16 protein-coding genes are annotated in these 20,375 nt (G+C 40.7%); all 16 read left to right on the top strand.

Features of this window, described 5'->3' with window-relative positions; translation table 11 throughout:
- Positions 1–7 precede the first annotated feature (7 nt).
- The 16 genes from dxr to MHH33_RS11445 all read left to right on the top strand — a co-directional run bounded on the left by dxr (position 8) and on the right by MHH33_RS11445 (position 20,232).
- Positions 8–1,156, top strand: coding sequence for a 1-deoxy-D-xylulose-5-phosphate reductoisomerase (gene dxr / locus MHH33_RS11520; protein WP_016427606.1), 1,149 nt, complete (start codon positions 8–10; stop codon positions 1,154–1,156).
- A gap of 45 nt (positions 1,157–1,201) precedes the next feature.
- On the top strand, positions 1,202–2,461 hold the full coding sequence (gene rseP, locus MHH33_RS11515; RefSeq protein WP_016427605.1) for an RIP metalloprotease RseP: 1,260 nt from the start codon (positions 1,202–1,204) through the stop codon (positions 2,459–2,461).
- A gap of 37 nt (positions 2,462–2,498) precedes the next feature.
- On the top strand, positions 2,499–4,211 hold the full coding sequence (locus MHH33_RS11510; protein WP_342541810.1) for a proline--tRNA ligase: 1,713 nt from the start codon (positions 2,499–2,501) through the stop codon (positions 4,209–4,211).
- Positions 4,212–4,277: 66 nt separating this feature from the next.
- Entirely contained in the window at positions 4,278–8,606 is a 4,329-nt protein-coding gene (locus tag MHH33_RS11505) for a PolC-type DNA polymerase III (protein ID WP_016427603.1), read from the top strand.
- A 134-nt stretch (positions 8,607–8,740) separates the two neighbouring features.
- Entirely contained in the window at positions 8,741–9,223 is a 483-nt protein-coding gene (gene rimP, locus MHH33_RS11500; RefSeq protein WP_342541808.1) for a ribosome maturation factor RimP, read from the top strand.
- 23 nt (positions 9,224–9,246) lie between these two features.
- Positions 9,247–10,392, top strand: a complete 1,146-nt coding sequence (gene nusA / locus MHH33_RS11495; protein WP_342541807.1) for a transcription termination factor NusA — start codon at positions 9,247–9,249, stop codon at positions 10,390–10,392.
- 19 nt (positions 10,393–10,411) lie between these two features.
- A complete protein-coding gene (locus MHH33_RS11490) occupies positions 10,412–10,690 on the top strand; it encodes a YlxR family protein (protein WP_016427600.1) in 279 nt (92 codons plus the stop codon).
- A complete protein-coding gene (locus MHH33_RS11485; RefSeq protein ID WP_016427599.1) occupies positions 10,687–11,007 on the top strand; it encodes a YlxQ family RNA-binding protein in 321 nt (106 codons plus the stop codon). Before MHH33_RS11490 ends, MHH33_RS11485 begins: the two co-directional genes overlap by 4 nt.
- A 4-nt stretch (positions 11,008–11,011) precedes the next feature.
- Positions 11,012–13,525, top strand: coding sequence for a translation initiation factor IF-2 (gene infB, locus MHH33_RS11480; protein ID WP_342541806.1), 2,514 nt, complete (start codon positions 11,012–11,014; stop codon positions 13,523–13,525).
- Positions 13,522–13,800, top strand: a complete 279-nt coding sequence (locus MHH33_RS11475; RefSeq protein WP_016427597.1) for a DUF503 domain-containing protein — start codon at positions 13,522–13,524, stop codon at positions 13,798–13,800. Before infB ends, MHH33_RS11475 begins: the two co-directional genes overlap by 4 nt.
- Before the next feature lie 22 nt (positions 13,801–13,822).
- Positions 13,823–14,179 carry a 30S ribosome-binding factor RbfA gene (rbfA, locus tag MHH33_RS11470; protein WP_016427596.1) on the top strand — a complete coding sequence of 119 codons (357 nt, stop codon included), beginning with the start codon at positions 13,823–13,825 and terminating at the stop codon, positions 14,177–14,179.
- A 66-nt stretch (positions 14,180–14,245) separates the two neighbouring features.
- Positions 14,246–15,172 (top strand): tRNA pseudouridine(55) synthase TruB, encoded by a 927-nt coding sequence (gene truB, locus MHH33_RS11465; protein ID WP_016427595.1) that lies wholly within the window; start codon positions 14,246–14,248, stop codon positions 15,170–15,172.
- On the top strand, positions 15,169–16,119 hold the full coding sequence (gene ribF / locus MHH33_RS11460; RefSeq protein ID WP_016427594.1) for a riboflavin biosynthesis protein RibF: 951 nt from the start codon (positions 15,169–15,171) through the stop codon (positions 16,117–16,119). The genes truB and ribF overlap by 4 nt, the downstream gene beginning before the upstream one ends.
- A gap of 134 nt (positions 16,120–16,253) precedes the next feature.
- A complete protein-coding gene (gene rpsO, locus MHH33_RS11455; protein ID WP_016427593.1) occupies positions 16,254–16,523 on the top strand; it encodes a 30S ribosomal protein S15 in 270 nt (89 codons plus the stop codon).
- A gap of 186 nt (positions 16,524–16,709) precedes the next feature.
- Positions 16,710–18,827 carry a polyribonucleotide nucleotidyltransferase gene (gene pnp / locus MHH33_RS11450; protein ID WP_342541805.1) on the top strand — a complete coding sequence of 706 codons (2,118 nt, stop codon included), beginning with the start codon at positions 16,710–16,712 and terminating at the stop codon, positions 18,825–18,827.
- A gap of 178 nt (positions 18,828–19,005) precedes the next feature.
- Positions 19,006–20,232 carry a pitrilysin family protein gene (locus MHH33_RS11445; protein WP_016427591.1) on the top strand — a complete coding sequence of 409 codons (1,227 nt, stop codon included), beginning with the start codon at positions 19,006–19,008 and terminating at the stop codon, positions 20,230–20,232.
- Positions 20,233–20,375 lie beyond the last annotated feature (143 nt).

Below are 20,375 nucleotides of genomic sequence, written 5' to 3'. Positions count from 1 at the left end.
GACGTTTATGACAAAGCTGATTAGTTTATTGGGAGCAACAGGCTCTATCGGTATTCAAACGATTGACATCATAAGAGAACATCCACATCAATTTAAACTAGTGGCTTTTTCTGCTGGACGCAATCTTGAAAAGACTAGAGAAATAATTCGTGAATTTAATCCTACACTTGTATCTGTTCAAGAAGAAGTTGATGCAATTTCACTTAAGAAGGAATTTCCGAGCATTGAACTTGCATATGGTAGCAATGGATTGATCGACGTTGCGACTCACCCAGATGCGTCCATTTTAGTAAATGCTGTTTTGGGTAGTGTTGGTCTTGAAGCGACGTTAGAGGCAATAAAACAACGAAAGACAATTGCTCTCGCAAACAAAGAAACGCTGGTTACAGCGGGGCATTTGGTGATGACTGCGGCAGAGAAATACAAAGCAACTATTTTACCGGTTGATAGCGAGCATTCAGCTCTTTTCCAATCGATGAATGGTGAAAAGAGAAGCCAAGTAAGCAGGTTGATTTTAACGGCATCCGGAGGTAGCTTCCGTGACCGTACGCGGAAAGAATTGGAGAACGTAACAGTACAGGATGCGTTGAGTCATCCTAACTGGTCCATGGGCGCAAAAATTACGATTGATTCTGCAACAATGATGAACAAAGGTTTAGAAGTGATTGAAGCACAAGTGCTTTTCGACATGCCTTATGATGATATTGAAGTTGTCTTGCATAGGGAGAGTATCATTCATTCAATGGTGGAATTCCATGACACAAGTGTAATGGCACAACTTGGGACACCAGATATGCGTGTTCCCATTCAATATGCTCTTTCTTATCCGGACAGGCTTCCAAGAAAAAGTGCAAAACGTTTAAATCTTGTTGAAATAGGCAAACTTCATTTTGAAGAAATGAATATGGAACGTTTTCATGCATTAAAACTTGCATACGATGCAGGTCGGGCGGGTGGTACAATGACCACAGTTTTGAATGCTGCAAATGAAGCAGCCGTTGCCTTGTTTTTAAATGGAGAGATTCGATTCCTCCAAATAGAAGAATGCATTGAACGAGTTATGGACAAACATACGCTTATTAGTACTCCGGATTTGGAAACGATATTGCATGTGGATGCAATTACGAGAAAAGATGTTCGAAACATGATAAAATGATGAAAGAATGATGACGGCGAAATGCTGTAAAAAAGGTGGGACTTTATGGAGACAACCATTGCTTTTATCCTGATATTTGGTTCACTAGTATTTTTTCATGAACTAGGTCACTTTATTTTTGCCAAACGTGCCGGAATCATGGTACGTGAATTTGCAATTGGCTTTGGTCCAAAAATACTTGGAATCACAAAAGGGGAAACTCTTTATACCATTCGTCTTCTGCCTCTTGGTGGATATGTGCGAATGGCTGGAGAAGATATGGATTCGGTTGAATTACAGCCAGGATTCCGTGTCGGACTCATGTTAAACTCAAAAGAAGAAGTTCGTAAAATCGTCCTCAATCATAATAAACAACAACAAGACATGTTGTTTTTGGAAACTGAACGTTCCGATTTGGAAAAAGAACTCTGGATTGAAGGATACGATGAAGATGAACGTTTAGTACGATATAATGTTTCACGCAAAGCCGTAATCGTAGAGAATGGCAAAGAAACATTAATAGCACCTTATGATCGCCAATTTGGTTCGAAATCACTTGGCAAGCGTGCTATGACCATTTTTGCTGGTCCTTTATTTAACTTTATTTTATCTTTCTTCATCTTCTTGGCAATTGGCTTGTTGCAAGGGGTTCCGACTTACGAGCCTGTTATTTCGGGAGTCTCTGATGATAGCCCTGCCCTTGCAGCCGGTATGCAGGACGGAGATTTAGTTACTAAAATTGATGGTCAGCCCATTAATAAATGGCAAGATCTCGCTGCAAAGGTACAAGCTAGTGCAGGAGAAGAATTAACGTTTGAATACGTACGAGATGGTGAAACCATTTCTTCAACTATCACACCAAAAACCGTAGAAAAAGACGGCGAAAAGTATGGACAAATTGGAGTTATATATGAAAGTCCAGTTGAAAAAAATCCTTTGAAAGCATTAGCTTTCGGTGCTGATCAAACCATCACTTGGATTGCGAAAATTTTTGAACTCCTTGGCATGTTGGTAACTGGACAGTTTACAATTGATGCTTTGTCAGGACCAGTAGGAATTTATAAAGCAACCGAAGCAGTGGCACAATATGGTGTTTTCAATCTAATGAATTGGGCAGCTATTCTAAGCATTAACTTAGGTATCATGAATTTACTACCACTTCCGGCATTGGATGGTGGACGATTATTATTCTTCTTATTTGAAGCGATTCGAGGGAAACCATTGGACCGACAAAAAGAAGGAATGATCCATTTTGTCGGCATAATGTTATTGATGGTGCTGATGGTTGTTGTTACATGGAATGATATACAAAGATTTTTCTTTTAAAATTTAATCTACGGATGGTATGAGGAGCTTTTAACTTATGAAACAAAGTCTTACATTCATCCCTACACTTCGTGAAACTCCAGCTGATGCCGACGTTAAGTCGCATCAGCTGCTACTTCGTGCAGGGTTTATTCGTCAAAATACAAGTGGCATTTATTCTTTCTTACCTCTTGGAAAACGTGTTCTTCAAAAAGTAGAGAGCATTGTTCGGGAAGAAATGGATGCTATCAATGGTGTTGAAGTATTAATGCCTGCGATGCAACAAGCTGAACTATGGCAAGAAACTGGACGTTGGTATTCATATGGTCCGGAATTAATGCGTTTAAAAGATCGACACAATCGTGATTTCGCTTTGGGGGCAACACATGAAGAAGTCATTACTTCTTTGCTTCGTGACGAAATCAAGTCATATAAAAAATTACCTTTAACTCTTTACCAGATTCAAACGAAATTCCGTGACGAAAAACGCCCTCGTTTTGGCTTGCTTCGTGGCCGTGAGTTTCTTATGAAAGATGCTTACTCTTTCCATGCTACACGTGAGAGTTTAGATCAGACTTATGAAGACATGGTCAAAGCTTATTCAAATATTTTCTCTAGATTAGGATTGAATTTCCGTGCGGTTATTGCGGATTCAGGAGCAATCGGTGGAAAAGATACGCATGAATTCATGGTCCTTTCTGAAATCGGGGAAGATACGATTGCATATTCTGACGCATCTGACTTTGCTGCTAATATTGAAATGGCTGAAGTTAAAGTTTCATATGAAGCATCAACAGAAGAGCTAAAAGAGGTCGAGAAAGTAGCTACTCCTGACCAAAAAACGATTGAGCAAGTAGCGAGCTTCCTGAATCTAGATGCTCAACAATGTATCAAAACGTTGGTGTTTAACGTGGATGGGGAATTAGTATTGGTTCTCGCTCGCGGAGATCACGAAATCAATGATATAAAAGTTAAAAATGCATTGCAGGCAAAAGTGGTAGAGTTTGCATCTGAAGAAGAGGTGCAAAACTTGCTTCAATGTGAAGTTGGGTCTCTAGGTCCTGTAAAAATTCCATTAGGTGTAAAAGTCATTGCTGATCATGCTGTAGCGTCGATTCGTAATGGCGTATGTGGAGCAAATGTTGCTGGATTCCATTTAACGAATGTTAATCCAGAACGTGATTTTGCAGTAGACCAGTATGAAGATTTACGTTTCATCATGGAAGGCGACGCTTCTCCTGACGGCAATGGAACAATCGTTTTCGCTAAAGGAATTGAAGTAGGACACGTCTTTAAACTTGGTACAACCTACTCTGAACCGATGAACGGAACTTTCCTTGATGATAATGGCCGTTCACAGCCTTATATTATGGGGTGTTACGGTATTGGGGTTTCCCGTGTCATGGCTGCTGTTGCGGAACAGTTCCAAGATGATAAAGGATTTATCTGGCCAAGTGCAATCGCGCCATATAATGTACATTTAGTGCCTGTAAATACAAAGGACGAAGCACAAGTTGCTCTTTCTGATGAATTATATAATTTAATGAAATCATATCGCTACGATGTGTTATATGATGACCGTGCTGAACGTGCGGGTGTGAAATTTGCCGATTCAGATTTAATCGGTTTACCGATCCGAATAACAGTCGGTAAAAAAGCAGCCGAAGGTTTAGTCGAAGTGAAAATAAGAAAAACTGGCGAAGCATTTGAATGGAAAAAAGAAGAGGTAGTTGACCATCTTCAAGCTTTCTTTTCGTCATTAAACGATTAATCAAAAGGAAGACCTTGAAATCGGGTCTTCCTTTCTTTTTCTTATGAAAGAAAGGAGGCATAGAGTATGAGTAACGAACAAGATGCCAAAAAAAGGTTACAACTATTATTACAACAATTGGAACTTACCGCTGATGAATACATGACTCATTTTGAATCGGCTTCCCTAAGTCGTATGACGGTACATAAAAAAGAGCGTGTATGGCGTTTTACTATAGAAGTTGAGAAACTATTGCCTTATAACATGTTTCAACTATTCAATATGCGGTTACGTGAAAAGTTTGCTGGCATTGCGGATATAAAATTATCACTTACTTGTGAATCACCTCATGTCGATGCTGAGTTAATCGCTTCTTACTGGCCGTTTGTATTGCAGGAAATTGATGATATGTCGCCTCCTCTACGAAATCTTCTACATGCACAAATTCCATCTTTCAATGGTCAGACCGTCCATTTTACGTGTGCACAGGAAATTGAATTCCGTACACTGAAAGGCAAATATGCGTCTAAAATAGCTGATGTCTATGCTTCGTATGGTTTCCCAATCTTACCGATTGATTTTAAATTTATCGAACAAGAGGCAGAACTGGCAGAAGCACAGCAAGCGTTTATGGAGCAACGAAGAATCGAAGAAGAAGAGCTGGGCAAGAAAGCATTGGCTGATATGCAGAAACGTGAAAAAGATCGTGCATCAAATCCTGGGGTAACCTTGAATGGCCCCTTCCAACTGGGTACCCCGATTAAAGCGGACGAGCCAATTATGGAAATCAAGCAAATTCAGGATGAAGAAAGACGCATCACGATTGAAGGCTTTGTTTTTGATGTTGAGGTAAAAGAACTTCGAAGCGGCCGCTCATTATTAACAGTCAAAGTTACAGATTACACAGACTCGATTCTTGTTAAAATGTTTTCCCGGGACAAAGAAGATGCAGAGCTTATGGGTCTGCTGAAAAAAGGGACATGGCTAAAAGTCCGTGGTTCAGTACAGAACGATACATTCGTTCGAGACTTGATCATAATGGCACAGGATATTATGGAAATTAAAGTGGATTCCAGAAAAGATACTGCTCCAGAAGATGAAAAAAGGATTGAACTTCATTTACACACACCAATGAGTCAGATGGACGCGGTCTCTTCTGTAGATGCCTTGGTAAGTCAGGCAGCCAAATGGGGACACCCCGCTGTCGCAATTACGGATCATGCTGTTGTTCAATCCTTCCCGGATGCTTATGCAGCCGGAAAAAAACATGGTATTAAAATCATTTATGGATTGGAAATCTACATGGTCAATGACGGAGTAAACATTGCCTATGAAGAGGAGCATCGAGCACTAGCGGATGCAACCTATGTCGTATTCGACGTTGAAACGACAGGCCTTTCTGCGGTATACGATACCATTATTGAGCTTGCAGCTGTGAAAATCAAAGATGGTCAAGTCATCGACAAATTCGAAAGCTTTGCAAATCCGCATCATCCATTGTCTGCTACTACCATCGATTTGACGGGTATCACCGATGATATGGTGCGTGATGCACCGGATATTGAAGACGTCATCAAGCGCTTCCACGATTGGATCGGCGATAGCATCATGGTTGCACATAATGCGTCATTCGATATGGGTTTCCTGTACGTAGGCTATAAGAAAGTCGGTCTGGAACAAACGGTCCATCCTGTCATCGATACGTTGGAATTATCACGTTTCCTTCATCCGGAAATGAAAAACCATCGATTAAACACGATGGCCAAAAAGTTCAATATCGAGCTCACCCAGCATCATCGGGCAATCTATGATACGGAAGCCACGGGCTACTTACTGTTGAACTTGTTGAAAGAAGCTGAACAAAAAGGGATTCACTATCACGACGAGTTCAACCATCAAACAGGTAATGGAGAGTCGTACAAGAGAGCGCGTCCATCTCACTGCACGCTTCTTGCCACGGATGAAGACGGATTGAAAAACTTGTTTAAACTAGTCTCGTATTCCCATATGAACACATTTTTCCGGGTTCCGAGGATCCCGCGTTCCGTTCTAGTCAAGCATCGTAAAGGGCTGTTGATTGGTTCCGGGTGTGATAAAGGGGAAGTATTCGAAGGGTTAATGCAGAAATCTCCTGAAGAAGTCGAGGGAATTGCAAAATTCTATGATTACTTGGAAGTCCATCCGAAAGAAGTTTACGCACATTTAATTGAACTCGAGCTTGTGAGAGATGAATGGAATCTTGAAGACATCATTCGAAAAATGATTAAACTGGGCAAAAAAATTGCACGTCCGGTAGTCGCAACTGGAAATGTCCATTATGTAAACGAGAACGATGCGATTTTTAGACAGATTCTAATTGGAGGGCAAGGTGGAGCCAATCCACTGAACCGCCACAAGTTACCGAAAGTTCATTTCCGTACTACAAATGAAATGTTGGACGCTTTCGCCTTCCTGGGTGAAGAAACCGCGAAACAAATTGTTGTGGAGAACAGCCATAAAATTTCGGAGAGAATCGGAGACATCAAACCGATTAAAGATGATTTGTATACGCCGAAAATCGAAGGTTCTGATGAAGAAGTTCGAGAATTGAGCTATGCGATGGCAAGACAGATTTACGGAGATTCATTGCCGGAAATTGTGGAAGCCCGTATTGAAAAAGAACTTACTTCCATTATTGGACACGGATTTGCAGTTATTTATTTGATTTCTCATAAGCTAGTAAAGAAATCTTTGGATGACGGCTACTTAGTAGGTTCCCGTGGTTCCGTTGGATCTTCTCTTGTAGCGACGTTAATGGAAATTACGGAAGTGAATCCATTGCCGCCACATTATGTATGTCCTTCATGCCAGCATGCTGAATTCTTTGATGATGGTTCCGTCAGTTCAGGCTTTGATTTGCCAAACAAAGTCTGCCCGCATTGTGAAATACCTTACAAAAAAGATGGTCAAGATATTCCTTTCGAAACGTTTCTTGGATTTAAAGGGGATAAAGTACCCGATATCGATTTGAACTTTAGTGGAGAATATCAGCCGATTGCACATAACTACACGAAAGTACTTTTTGGTGAAGACAATGTTTATCGTGCAGGTACGATTGGAACGGTTGCTGAGAAAACAGCATACGGCTACGTACGTGGTTATGCGAATGATCACAACTTAACAATACGTGGCGCTGAAATCGACCGACTTGTTCAAGGGTGTACTGGAGTTAAACGTTCGACAGGACAACATCCAGGGGGAATCATTGTTGTCCCGGATTACATGGATATTTTCGATTTTTCACCGATTCAGTTCCCTGCTGATGCACAGGACTCCGAGTGGAAAACAACTCACTTTGACTTCCATTCCATCCATGATAACTTATTGAAACTTGATATCCTGGGACACGATGATCCGACAGCTATCCGGATGTTACAGGACTTGTCTGGCATCGATCCAAAAACGATTCCAACGGATGACCCTGAAGTAATGAAGATTTTCAGTGGAACGGAGTCACTTGGAGTAACACAGGAACAAATTGGCTGTAAGACGGGTACACTCGGGATTCCTGAGTTTGGTACACGTTTTGTTCGTCAAATGTTGGAAGAAACGAAACCATCCACTTTCTCTGAACTTGTTCAAATCTCAGGACTATCTCATGGTACTGACGTGTGGCTTGGAAATGCACAGGAACTTATTCAAAATGGGACTTGTCAGCTTTCGGATGTAATTGGTTGCCGGGATGATATCATGGTGTATTTAATTTACCAGGGTCTTGAACCGTCTCTGGCATTTAAAATTATGGAATCTGTGCGTAAAGGGAAAGGGTTAACTCCGGAATTTGAAGAAGACATGAAGGCAAATGGCGTTCCTGCATGGTATATCGAAGCGTGTAAAAAGATTAAGTACATGTTCCCGAAAGCCCATGCAGCCGCTTATGTATTAATGGCTGTTCGAATTGCATATTTCAAAGTACATTTCCCGATCCTTTACTACGCAGCATATTTCACAGTACGCGCAGCAGATTTTGACTTGCACGCTATGACGAAAGGTTCTGCATCGATCCGTGCAAAAATTGATGAGATTAATGCCAAAGGATTGGATGCCGCTCCGAAAGAAAAAAGCTTGTTGACGGTTCTGGAAATTGCCTTGGAGATGTGTGAACGTGGTTACCACTTTAAAAAAGTGGATCTCTACGAATCAAAGGCGGCTGAATTTGTCATTGATGGCAAAGGATTGATTCCACCTTTCGATGCGATTCCTGGACTCGGAACAAACGTAGCCAAAACGATTGTGGAAGCACGGAAAAATGGCGAGTTCCTATCGAAAGAAGATTTAGGACAACGTGGACGTGTTTCCAAAACATTGATTGAATACATGGATCAACTTGGTTGTCTCGAAGGCATGCCAGATGCGAATCAATTGTCGCTATTCTAGGCCTGATTTGCACTGCGAGCATTCGTATGGTATCATTTGTATAACAAGTTGTTGATAGATTTACGGCAAAAGAGTGGGATTTCCCGCTCTTTTCTGTTTGTTATGTCGAAAATAAGTTGCAGCGGGAGGCATATATGAGCAAAATATTAACCGAAGTAGAAAAGCTTGTGACGCCCATTGTTGAAGAGTTGAATTTGGAGCTCGTTGATACGGAGTTCGTAAAAGAAGGTCGTAATTGGTTTTTACGTATTTATGTAGATACTCCTCAAGGTGGCATTGACATTGAGCATTGTGCGCTTGTAAGCGAGCGTATCAGCGAAGTGTTGGATGCAAAGGATCCAATTGAGCAAAACTACTTTTTAGAAGTTTCTTCACCTGGGGCAGAACGTCCATTGAAAAAAGAGAGTGACTTCGAACGTGCAGTTGGTCAATTCATTCATGTGAAAACATATGAACTGGTGAATGGCCTGAAAGAAAAAGAGTTTGAAGGCTTTTTGACTGCTTATAGCGAACAAGGCTTAGAAATGGAAGTTCGAATTAAAACTAGAAAAATTAAAGTTCAACTTACAAAAGAGAAAATTGCATTCGCGCGTTTAGCGATTAATTTCTCTGCATAATGTGAATGTAGGAGTGAAAAATAATGGCAAATGAGTTGCTGGATGCTTTAATAGCTCTTGAAAAACAAAAAGGAATTTCACGAGATGTACTAATTGAAGCGATTGAAGCGGCGCTTGTTACAGCGTATAAACGCAATTTTAATCAAGCACAAAACGTACGTGTTGATTTGAATCTGGATAATGGTTCGATGAAGGTTTACTCACGCAAGGATGTAATGGAAGAAGTGTTGGATGACCGTCTACATATTTCATTAGAAGACGCGAAACAAGTAAATCCTGCGTTTGAACTGGGAGATATTGTGGAACAAGAAGTAACACCTAGAAACTTCGGACGTATCGCGGCACAGACTGCTAAACAAGTGGTTACACAACGTGTTCGTGAAGCAGAACGTGGATTGATTTATGAAGAGTATGTTGATCGCGAAGAAGATATCGTAAATGGTGTTGTTGAGCGTCTGGATGCTCGTAATATTTATGTAGGACTTGGTAAAGTTGAAGCGGTATTACCGGTGAATGAACAAATTCAAACTGAAACATACCGTCCGCATGAGCGCATTAAAGTGTATATCACGAAAGTAGAACGTACAACTCGTGGACCACAAGTATTTGTATCTCGTACACACCCTGGATTACTTCGTCGTCTATTTGAAATGGAAGTTCCTGAAATATACGATGGCATCGTAGAAATAAAATCAATCGCTCGTGAAGCTGGCGATCGATCGAAAATATCAGTTGTTGCCCATAATGATGATGTTGATCCAGTAGGTTCTTGCGTAGGTGCAAAAGGTTCTCGCGTTCAAACAATTGTTAATGAGTTGAATGGTGAGAAGATTGATATTGTGGAATGGTCTGAAGATCCAGTGGTATTTGTTGCCAATGCACTTAGCCCATCTAAAGTATTAGATGTTCAAGTCCATGAAGAAGAGAAATCTACAACAGTGGTAGTACCTGACTATCAATTATCTTTAGCCATTGGTAAACGTGGACAAAATGCACGTCTAGCAGCTAAATTGACAGGATGGAAAATCGATATCAAGAGTGAAACAGATGCTCGCGAATTAGGTATTTACCCATCTGCCCATGCTTCTGAAAACCTCGACCTTGAAGATGAAGAGTATGAAGAAAATATCGATGACAATTTTGATTTATATAAAGATGACGAAGAATAAGCGAAGAGGGTGAATTTTGATGTCTAGTCAAAAGAAAATACCTTTACGAAAATGCGTGGCAACAGGCGAAATGTTTCCTAAAAAAGAAATGATTCGAGTTGTACGATCAAAAGAAGGCGAAGTTTCAGTCGATCTAACTGGCAAAAAGTCTGGTCGTGGAGCGTATGTCTCCAAAACCAAGCAGGCAGTAGAAATCGCTAAAAAACGCAAAGTGCTGGATAGTCAATTGGAAGCAAAAATACCAGAAAGCATTTTTGAAGAATTGTTAACTGTGATTGAAAGAGAGCAAATTATATGAATACACAGCAACGAATCTTACAATTGATTGGTCTGGCAGTGCGTGCAAGAATGTTGATATCTGGAGAAGAGCTTGTAGTCAAAGATATTCGTACTAACCGTGCGAAACTCGTTATCATCTCTTCAGATGCATCAGACAATACGATGAAAAAAATTCAAGATAAATGCAACACATACAACGTTGAGTTACATGTTTTCGGTGATCGTTCTGATCTCGGACATGCTACAGGAAAAGAGGCCCGCGTGGTACTCGCAATTACTGACGACGGTTTCGCTAAAAAACTGTCCGGACTTCTCAACGAATTTAACCGGGGGTGACCAAATGACCAAATTACGCGTCCATGAATATGCAAAGCAAATAAATAAAACGAGTAAAGAAGTTATTGAGCAATTAAGTAAGTTGAACGTACAAGTGACGAATCATATGTCGACATTAGAAGGCGACGCAGTTTCGAAGTTGGACTCTGTCTACAAGAAACCGTCTGCTCCTGCTACCAAAACTGCACCACAAAGCAACAATCGTCCACAGGGGTCAGGTTCTCAAAACAGCCGTCCCCAAAGTTCTGGTTATCAAGGAAATCGCCCACAGGGTTCAGGTTCACAAGGTAGCCGTCCACAGGGTTCAGGTTCTCAAGGCAACCGTCCACAAAGTGACCGTCCTCAAGGCAATCGTCCACAAGGGTCTGGTTCACAAGGCAGCCGCCCACAAGGTAGTGGATATCAAGGAAATCGTCCACAAGGGGATCGTCCTGCAGGAAGTGGTTATCAAGGAAATAAACCAAGTACACCAGCTAAACCATCATCTGGTCAAAGCCGTGGGATGACGAATACACCTTCTCGTGACAAGCAAAAACCTGCAGCAACTGCTACAGGGGACAGCCGTAAACAAGATCAAGGTGCACAATCAAAAGAAAAGAAAGTCTTCGGACAAAACCGTCCTGCAGGTTCAGGATTTGGTGGACGTCCAGGTGGCGGCGGAAATCACCGTCCAGGCACTGGTAATCGCGCTGGAAGAAACAAAGGGAAACAAAACCGTCAACCTGTTGCTCCTCCAGTACCAAGAAAAGAAAAAGAATTACCTGAAAAAATCACATTCTATGAATCATTGACAGTGGCTGAACTGGCAAAAAAATTAGGCAGAGAGCCATCTGAAATTATCAAAAAATTATTCTTGCTTGGCGTGATGGCAACAATCAACCAAGAATTGGATAAAGATGCAATTGAATTGATCTGTACCGATTATGGTGTTGAAGTAGAAGAAGAAATCCGCGTTGATATTTCGGATTTAGAAGGCTATTTCGAAGGTGAAGCAGAAGAACAAGGCGTTCAAAAAGAACGTCCACCAGTTGTAACAATTATGGGTCACGTTGACCATGGTAAAACAACACTTCTAGATTCTATCCGTAATACAAAAGTTACAGCTGGCGAAGCTGGCGGGATTACACAACATATTGGTGCATACCAAGTTGTTGAAAACGGCAAGAAAATCACTTTCCTGGATACTCCTGGTCACGCGGCTTTCACAACAATGCGTGCTCGTGGTGCCAAAGTAACCGATATTACCATTTTAGTAGTTGCAGCAGATGACGGTGTAATGCCTCAAACGATTGAAGCAATCAATCATGCCAAGGCGGCTGAAGTGCCAATTATCGTTGCTGTGAATAAAATGGATAAACCATCTGCTAATCCTGAACGTGTAATGCAAGAATTGACTGAACATGGTTTAGTATCTGAAGAATGGGGCGGCGATACAATTTTCGCACCAATCTCAGCACTAAAAGGTGAGGGAATTGACAACTTGCTTGAAATGGTTTTATTAGTTTCAGAAGTTGCAGAACTAAAAGCGGATTCTAAACGTCGTGCAATTGGAACAGTAATTGAAGCTCAACTTGATAAAGGTCGCGGTTCAGTTGCTACACTTCTAGTGCAAGATGGAACGCTTAAAGTTGGAGACCCAATCGTAGTCGGTCATACTTTCGGTCGCGTACGTGCAATGGTCAATGATTTAGGTCGTCGTGTGAAAGAAGCAGGTCCAAGTACACCTGTTGAAATTACAGGATTGAATGATGTGCCTCAAGCTGGTGACCGTTTTGTAGTATTCGAAGATGAGAAAACAGCACGTCAAGTAGGGGAATCACGTGCATCCACTGCGCTTCAAGCTCAACGCTCTGAAAAAACACGTGTGACGCTTGATAACTTATTTGACCAAATGAAACAAGGTGAAATGAAAGAATTAAATCTGATTGTGAAAGCAGACGTACAAGGATCTGTTGAAGCAATGGCCGCATCTCTGATGAAGCTTGACGTTGAAGGCGTTAATGTTCGCATCATCCATACTGGTGCTGGTGCAATTACTGAATCAGATATTTCACTTGCTGCAGCTTCCAATGCAATTGTTATTGGTTTCAACGTACGACCTGATACCAATGCAAAACGTGCAGCTGAGGCTGAAGGCGTAGACATTCGTCTGCACCGTGTAATTTATAAAGTAATTGAGGAAATTGAAGCAGCAATGACTGGCTTACTTGATCCTGAATTCCAAGAAAAAATTATCGGTCAGGCTGAAGTTCGTGAAACGTTCAAAGTTACGAAAATCGGTACGATTGCCGGAAGTTATGTAACAGAAGGTAAAATCAGCCGAGATAGTGGCGTTCGTGTCATTCGTGACAGCATCGTTGTATTTGAAGGTGAGTTAGAGTCACTAAAACGCTTCAAAGATGATGTAAAAGAAGTCGCTCGTGGGTATGAATGTGGGATCACTGTGAAAAACTACAATGATGTTAAAGAAGGCGACATTATTGAAGCATTCGTAATGGAAGAAATTAAACGCAAATGATTGCCTACGCGGAATGCGAGTTCATCATTCCGACGTCGCACTCGTTAAAAGAGAAGCGCGCTGTTCTACAGCGCATGCTTACTCGAACGAAGCAAAAGTTTAACGTATCTATTTCTGAAGTAGATCATCAAGATAAATGGCAAAGAACGCGTATTGCGATTGTTTGTGTAGCTTCATCAATTGATGCAAGCGACCGTGAGTTGACCCACGCCATACATTACTTGGAGTCAAATCCAGAATGGGAACGAACGGAAACCATCCGTGAACATTTATAGATAGAACAGAGGTGAAGCCATCATGGCGAATCGCTCAAATCGAGTAGCAGAACAAATGAAGAAAGAATTAGGCGAAATTATTGCTCGTAGACTTAAGGATCCCCGCATTGGGTTTGTCACTGTAACTGATGTAGAAGTTACTGGTGATTTACAACAAGCGACGGTCTATATTACTGTTCTAGGTGACGATAGAAAACGTCAAGAAACATTAAAAGGTTTAGCTAAAGCTAAAGGATTTATCCGTACTGAAATTGGCCAACGAATTCGATTACGTAAGACACCTGAACTTATGTTTGAATTTGACGAGTCATCTGCTTACGGAAACAAAATTGACACTTTACTTAAACAGATTAATGATACAACTGAAGAAACTGAGTAACAAAAAGAAGTCTGCTTTTTATAAGCAGGCTTTTTCTAAATTACATAATTAAAGGAGTGGGAACGAATGCAAAACGGCATTCTTCCGCTATGGAAAGAACAAGGGATGACGTCACACGATTGCGTCTTTAAGTTACGAAAAATTTTAAAAATGAAACGCATCGGTCATACAGGAACTCTCGATCCAAGTGTGGAAGGAGTCTTGCCCATTTGTTTAGGGGAATCAACCAAAGTAGCGGAGTATCTAACAAATGCAGGGAAAATATACGAAGCAGAAGTGACAATTGGTACTGCAACAACCACAGAGGATGCAGACGGTGAAGTGGTAGAGGCGGATGAATCCAACAAGCATTTCTCACGACAGCAAATCCTTGATTCTTTACTTTCCTTGACTGGTACGATTGAGCAAACGCCACCGATGTACTCGGCAGTAAAAGTGAATGGAAAGAAACTATATGAATATGCTAGAGCCGGCCAATCCGTTGAACGACCTAGCAGACAAGTAAAGATTTATGAACTATCTCTGCTTAGTGAAGAGGATATTTTTTCTGGAGAACTTGTTACCTTCAATATTCGCGTATCATGCAGCAAAGGTACGTATATACGAACGCTGGCTGTACAAATCGGTGAAAAACTAGGCTATCCAGCACATATGTCAAAACTAGTTCGCACGGCTTCTGGTACATTCACCGCTGAAGATTGTCTGACGCTGAATCAAGTACAGGAACTGGTCGAAAATAACATATTGACTGAGAAATTGTATGACTTGGATTATGCACTTCAAGATATGCCGAAATTTGAAGTACCACCGTTTTTGATGAAATCGGTTCAGAATGGTCAGGTATTGGATGCCATTGATGCACTGAAGAATCATGACCGTATTGTCTTTACCGTGGAGGAAAAGGCTGTTGCTGTTTATGTCAACCATCCGACCAAAGAAGGCAAGATGAAACCAGAAAAAATGTTTAATCGATTAGGAGGAGATACAGAATGAACATTGTGCACTTATCATATCCACATCACCTCAATGATTCAGTAATATCTGGTCCTTTTTCTTTAGCGATTGGCTTTTTTGATGGCGTTCATTTAGGTCATCGAGAAGTGATTGGACATGCTCAGAAAATCGCAACTGAACGGGGACTTAAATTAGCGGTCATGACGTTCGACCCGCATCCTTCCATTGTTCTAGGTAAGCGTAATGAGAAAGTATTTTATATAACGCCCTTGGATCAAAAAATGGAATTGCTTGAATCCATGGGGGTCGATACAGCATTCGTTGTTCGTTTCACTTCAGATTTCGCTCAGCTGACTCCAGAAAAATTCGTTCAAACGTTCATTCGTCAATTGCATATAAAACACGTCACCGCAGGTTTTGATTTTACATTCGGTGCATTCGGAAAAGGTGATATGAATGTGATGACTCAATTGGCGAATGATGATTTTGACGTTTCGGTTGTGGAGAAAAAATCGGATGAACAGGAAAAAATCAGTTCCACACGAATTCGCCAAGCCTTGACCGAGGGAGATATGGAAAAAGTCCATGAATTACTTGGCAGACCATTCCAAATTCCAGGTGTCGTTGTTCATGGGGATAAACGAGGTCGTACAATCGGTTTTCCAACAGCGAATATACAGGCAAAAGAAGGGTCGTACATTCCAGCAACGGGTGTTTACGCCGTGCGCATGTTCATTCAAGACGAATGGGTGGATGGCGTTTGTAATGTAGGATATAAACCGACTTTTAAAAACCCGGATGAAAAAAAATTAACGATTGAAGTCCATTTGTTTAATTTTGATAAGAACATCTATGGAGAAGAAGTATCCTTGGATTGGTATCATCATATCCGGGATGAACGCAAATTTGATGGTATCGACTCCTTGAAACAACAAATTGAAAAGGATAAACAAACGGCCATTTCGTTTTTTCAAGAGTTGAAGTAACAGTTGCATATCCATCTAAACTGTGCTACTATTTTTAAGTGCATAGAGATATGCTTAACCGTTGCTTGGCAAGGCGATTCACCAACGCTTGCTCGGTAATTGGGGATATTATGAGAGTATTGGAGGTGAACCGGATGGCAATTACACAAGAACGTAAAAATGAACTTATCGCTGAGTATCGTACTCATGAAAGCGACACTGGTTCTGCAGACATTCAAATCGCTGTGTTAACAGAAGAGATTAATAACTTGAACGAGCATTTGCGTACACACAAGAAAGATCACCACTCACGTCGTGGCCTATTCAAAATGGTAGGACGTCGTCGTAACTTGTTAAAATACTTACGTGAAAACGAAGTATCACGTTACCGTGACTTGATCGCTAAACTTGGTTTACGTCGATAAGATGCATTTTAGTGAAAGCGGGATTCGTCCCGCTTTTTCTTTATGTTCAAAAAGATTTCTTTGTATAGAACCAACTCTCAATGACAATTTTATAATTTATCGCATGATAAACGCTTTTTTGATACACTACTAATGATACATACAACTAAATTTAATAGGATTTTTAGTACGAGAGGAGTTCATTCAATGACAGAAAAACAAATTTTTAATTTCGAATGGGCAGGTCGTCCATTGCAAGTAGAAGTAGGCAAATATGCAAAACAAGCTAACGGTGCTGTTATGGTCCGTTACGGAGATTCTACAGTTCTTTCAACAGCTACTGCTTCAAAACATCCTAAGCCATTAGATTTCTTCCCACTTACATGTAACTATGAAGAGCGTCTTTACGCAGCAGGGAAAATTCCAGGTGGTTTCATTAAACGTGAAGGACGCCCATCAGAAAACGCAGTATTGACGAGTCGCCTAATTGACCGTCCAATCCGTCCGTTATTCCCTGATGGATTCCGTAATGAAGTTCAAGTTATTTCAATCGTTATGTCTAAAGATCAAGATTGCACGACTGAAATGGCTGCGATGTTAGGATCTTCTTTAGCATTATCTGTTTCTGATATTCCTTTCGATGGCCCGATTGCAGGCGTACAAGTAGGATTGATTGAGGGTCAATTTATCATTAACCCTAATCAAGCACAATTGGCAGTTAGTACAATTGATTTAATTGTTGCTGGTACAAAAGAGGCAATCAACATGGTTGAGGCAGGGGCACTTGAAGTTCCTGAGGAAGTAATGTTGGAAGCGATTATGTTCGGTCATGAAGAAATCAAAAAATTAATCGCGTTCCAAGAAGAAGTAGTCGCGGTTATGGGTAAAGAGAAAACAGACATCAAACTTTACGAGCTTGATGCTGAACTTTCTGCCGAAATTAGTGAAATGTGCGAAACAAAATTAAACAGTGCCATTCAAGTGTATGAAAAACATGCTCGCGAATTAGCAATCACTGAAGTTAAAGAAGAAGTTGTAGCGATCTACGTTGAACGTGAAGCTGATGAAGCAACACTAAAACAAGTTCGCCAAATTTTAGATAAAATGGTGAAAGAAGAAGTTCGCCGTTTAATTACAGAAGATAAAGTTCGTCCTGATGGCCGTAAATTAGATGAGATCCGTCCATTATCATCTGAGACAGGGATTTTGCCTCGTACTCATGGTTCTGGATTGTTTACTCGTGGGCAAACGCAAGCACTTAGTATTGCTACTTTAGGTGCATTAGGCGATGTTCAAATCATCGACGGTTTAGGAATCGAAGAATCGAAACGTTTCATGCATCATTATAATTTCCCACAATTCAGTGTTGGGGAAACAGGACCTATCCGTGGACCAGGTCGTCGCGAAATCGGTCATGGTGCTTTAGGTGAGCGTGCACTTGTTGCTGTTATTCCTGATGAAAAAGATTTCCCATACACAATTCGTTTAGTTTCTGAGGTATTGGAATCAAACGGTTCTACTTCTCAAGCAAGTATTTGTGCATCAACTCTTGCCATGATGGATGCGGGTGTTCCAATTAAAGCACCAGTTGCAGGTATTGCTATGGGTCTGATCAAGCGCGGTGAGCATTATTCTGTTCTTTCGGATATTCAAGGAATGGAAGATCACTTAGGTGATATGGACTTCAAAGTAGCCGGTACTGCTAAAGGTGTTACGGCACTTCAAATGGATATTAAGATTGATGGCTTGTCTCGCAGCATTTTAGAAGAGGCTTTGACACAAGCAAAAATCGGCCGTATGCATATTTTAGATAGCATGATGGCAACAATTTCTGAACCACGCACGAATTTGTCTCAATATGCTCCGAAAATTATCATGATTAAAATCAATCCTGATAAGATCCGTGACGTTATTGGACCGGGTGGTAAGCAAATCAACAAAATCATCGATGAAACTGGCGTGAAAATCGATACAGAGCAAGATGGTACGATTTACATTTCTTCAATTGACCAAGAAATGAATGCACGTGCAAAAGAAATCATTGAAAATATCGTGCGCGAAGCAGCTGTTGGTGAATACTATATGGCTAAAGTGAAACGTATTGAAAAATTCGGTGCATTCCTAGAAATCTTCCCTGGTAAAGATGGACTACTTCATATTTCAGAAATCCAGGAAGAACGTACGAAAGCAGTTGAAGATGTTTTAAAACTTGGTGATGAAATGTTCGTCAAAGTTATTGAAATTGATAACCAAGGTCGCGTGAACTTGTCGCGTAAAATTGTCGTAAAAGAAGAAAAAGAAGCGGCAGAAAAAGAGCAAGCATAATATAAGAAAAGCGAGAAACGTCACGTAATCCTGACAGGCGTTTGGAGCTTAGATATAGCTAAACTTGAAAAAAGAAAACAACTGAAAAAAAGTTTATTCTTTCTTAATAGTAAACAAAGAAAAAAGGTTGCCAATCAGTGTATGGCAACCTTTTTTCTAAAGTTTGGGGGCTTTTAGTGTGTTACAAAAAAGAACAAGTCAAAACGGTGTGCGTATTGTCTATGAACACATCCCACATGTCCGATCAGTTGCTGTCGGAGTATGGGTTGATGTTGGATCTAGACATGAAAAACCTGAAGAAAATGGCTTAACTCATTTTATCGAACATATGCTTTTTAAAGGAACTGCTACTCGGTCTGCTCGTCAGATTGCTGAAGAGTTCGATCGTATTGGTGGTCATGTCAATGCATTTACATCAAAAGAACAAACCTGCTATTATGCAAAAGTATTAGACCATCATGCGAAGCATGCCATCTCGGTATTGGCAGATATGTTTTTCCATTCTCAGTTTGATGAACAGGAATTAGAGAAAGAACGCCAAGTGGTATTGGAAGAAATACTGATGGTAGAAGATACACCTGATGATGATGTCCATGAACAATTATGGAATGTGATGTATCCGAACCAGACGCTAGGTGCATCGATTTTGGGAACTAAAGAATCACTCGAAACGTTCAACAAAGATTCCATCCATCAATTTATGGATCATCATTATCGACCTGAACATATTGTGATTTCTATCGCGGGGAATATTCCGGATGGCTTGATCGATTACACTGATTCCTTATTCGGCCAATTCAGATCAAGTACTGCAATGTCTGCTCGTCCATCGTTTGACACACCAGTTTTCCAACCGGGTGAATCACGTAAATCACGCGAAACGGAACAAGGGCATATATGTCTTGGCTATCCTGGACTAAGCGTGAAAGATAAGCATATTTATGATCTTGTTGTATTGAATAATATTTTGGGTGGAAATATGTCTTCTCGATTGTTCCAGGAAGTCCGTGAAGAAAAAGCGTTGGCCTACTCCATCTATTCGTATCATTCTTCATATGAAGATGCAGGATCCGTTGCTATTTATGGAGGCACTTCCAGCAATCAATTGCAGAAACTCCAAGAAACCATTTATGAAACCATTCAAAAAGTGGTGGATGAAGGGGTTACCGATACAGAAGTGAACAATGCAAAAGAGCAATTAAAAGGAAATTTAATGCTCGGTTTAGAGAGCACGAACGCTCGAATGAATCGCAATGGGAAAAATGAATTAATTTTCAATGAACATAAAACGTATGATGAAGTATTGGAGTCGATTGATGAAGTGCATATCCATCAAGTACAGAAACTCGTAACGGATATTTTTACCATTCAACCAGCCATCTCAATCATTACACCAAAAGACTAATCCTTTGTAATTGTCTCAGACTGTAGACAAACTCTTATTTTTGAGTTTGTTTGCAGTCTTTTTAATTTGATTTAGATATGAAATATGTAGGGAATTTACTAAAACCCGTGCTCTACATTGCTGCACTGCTTCGTAGGAAAGAT

This window comes from Paenisporosarcina sp. FSL H8-0542, from assembly GCF_038632915.1.
Taxonomy (GTDB): domain Bacteria; phylum Bacillota; class Bacilli; order Bacillales_A; family Planococcaceae; genus Paenisporosarcina.
Note: the sequence above shows the minus strand (reverse complement) of the source record. Positions and strands in the feature narration are given on the sequence as shown.

What these genes read in the sequence shown, in the direction of transcription:
- dxr (WP_016427606.1), top strand. Translation starts at nt 8, where the DNA reads ATGACAAAGCTGATTAGTTTATTGGGAGCAACAGGCTCTATCGGTATT.
- rseP (WP_016427605.1), top strand. Translation starts at nt 1,202, where the DNA reads ATGGAGACAACCATTGCTTTTATCCTGATATTTGGTTCACTAGTATTT.
- MHH33_RS11510 (WP_342541810.1), top strand. Translation starts at nt 2,499, where the DNA reads ATGAAACAAAGTCTTACATTCATCCCTACACTTCGTGAAACTCCAGCT.
- MHH33_RS11505 (WP_016427603.1), top strand. Translation starts at nt 4,278, where the DNA reads ATGAGTAACGAACAAGATGCCAAAAAAAGGTTACAACTATTATTACAA.
- rimP (WP_342541808.1), top strand. Translation starts at nt 8,741, where the DNA reads ATGAGCAAAATATTAACCGAAGTAGAAAAGCTTGTGACGCCCATTGTT.
- nusA (WP_342541807.1), top strand. Translation starts at nt 9,247, where the DNA reads ATGGCAAATGAGTTGCTGGATGCTTTAATAGCTCTTGAAAAACAAAAA.
- MHH33_RS11490 (WP_016427600.1), top strand. Translation starts at nt 10,412, where the DNA reads ATGTCTAGTCAAAAGAAAATACCTTTACGAAAATGCGTGGCAACAGGC.
- MHH33_RS11485 (WP_016427599.1), top strand. Translation starts at nt 10,687, where the DNA reads ATGAATACACAGCAACGAATCTTACAATTGATTGGTCTGGCAGTGCGT.
- infB (WP_342541806.1), top strand. Translation starts at nt 11,012, where the DNA reads ATGACCAAATTACGCGTCCATGAATATGCAAAGCAAATAAATAAAACG.
- MHH33_RS11475 (WP_016427597.1), top strand. Translation starts at nt 13,522, where the DNA reads ATGATTGCCTACGCGGAATGCGAGTTCATCATTCCGACGTCGCACTCG.
- rbfA (WP_016427596.1), top strand. Translation starts at nt 13,823, where the DNA reads ATGGCGAATCGCTCAAATCGAGTAGCAGAACAAATGAAGAAAGAATTA.
- truB (WP_016427595.1), top strand. Translation starts at nt 14,246, where the DNA reads ATGCAAAACGGCATTCTTCCGCTATGGAAAGAACAAGGGATGACGTCA.
- ribF (WP_016427594.1), top strand. Translation starts at nt 15,169, where the DNA reads ATGAACATTGTGCACTTATCATATCCACATCACCTCAATGATTCAGTA.
- rpsO (WP_016427593.1), top strand. Translation starts at nt 16,254, where the DNA reads ATGGCAATTACACAAGAACGTAAAAATGAACTTATCGCTGAGTATCGT.
- pnp (WP_342541805.1), top strand. Translation starts at nt 16,710, where the DNA reads ATGACAGAAAAACAAATTTTTAATTTCGAATGGGCAGGTCGTCCATTG.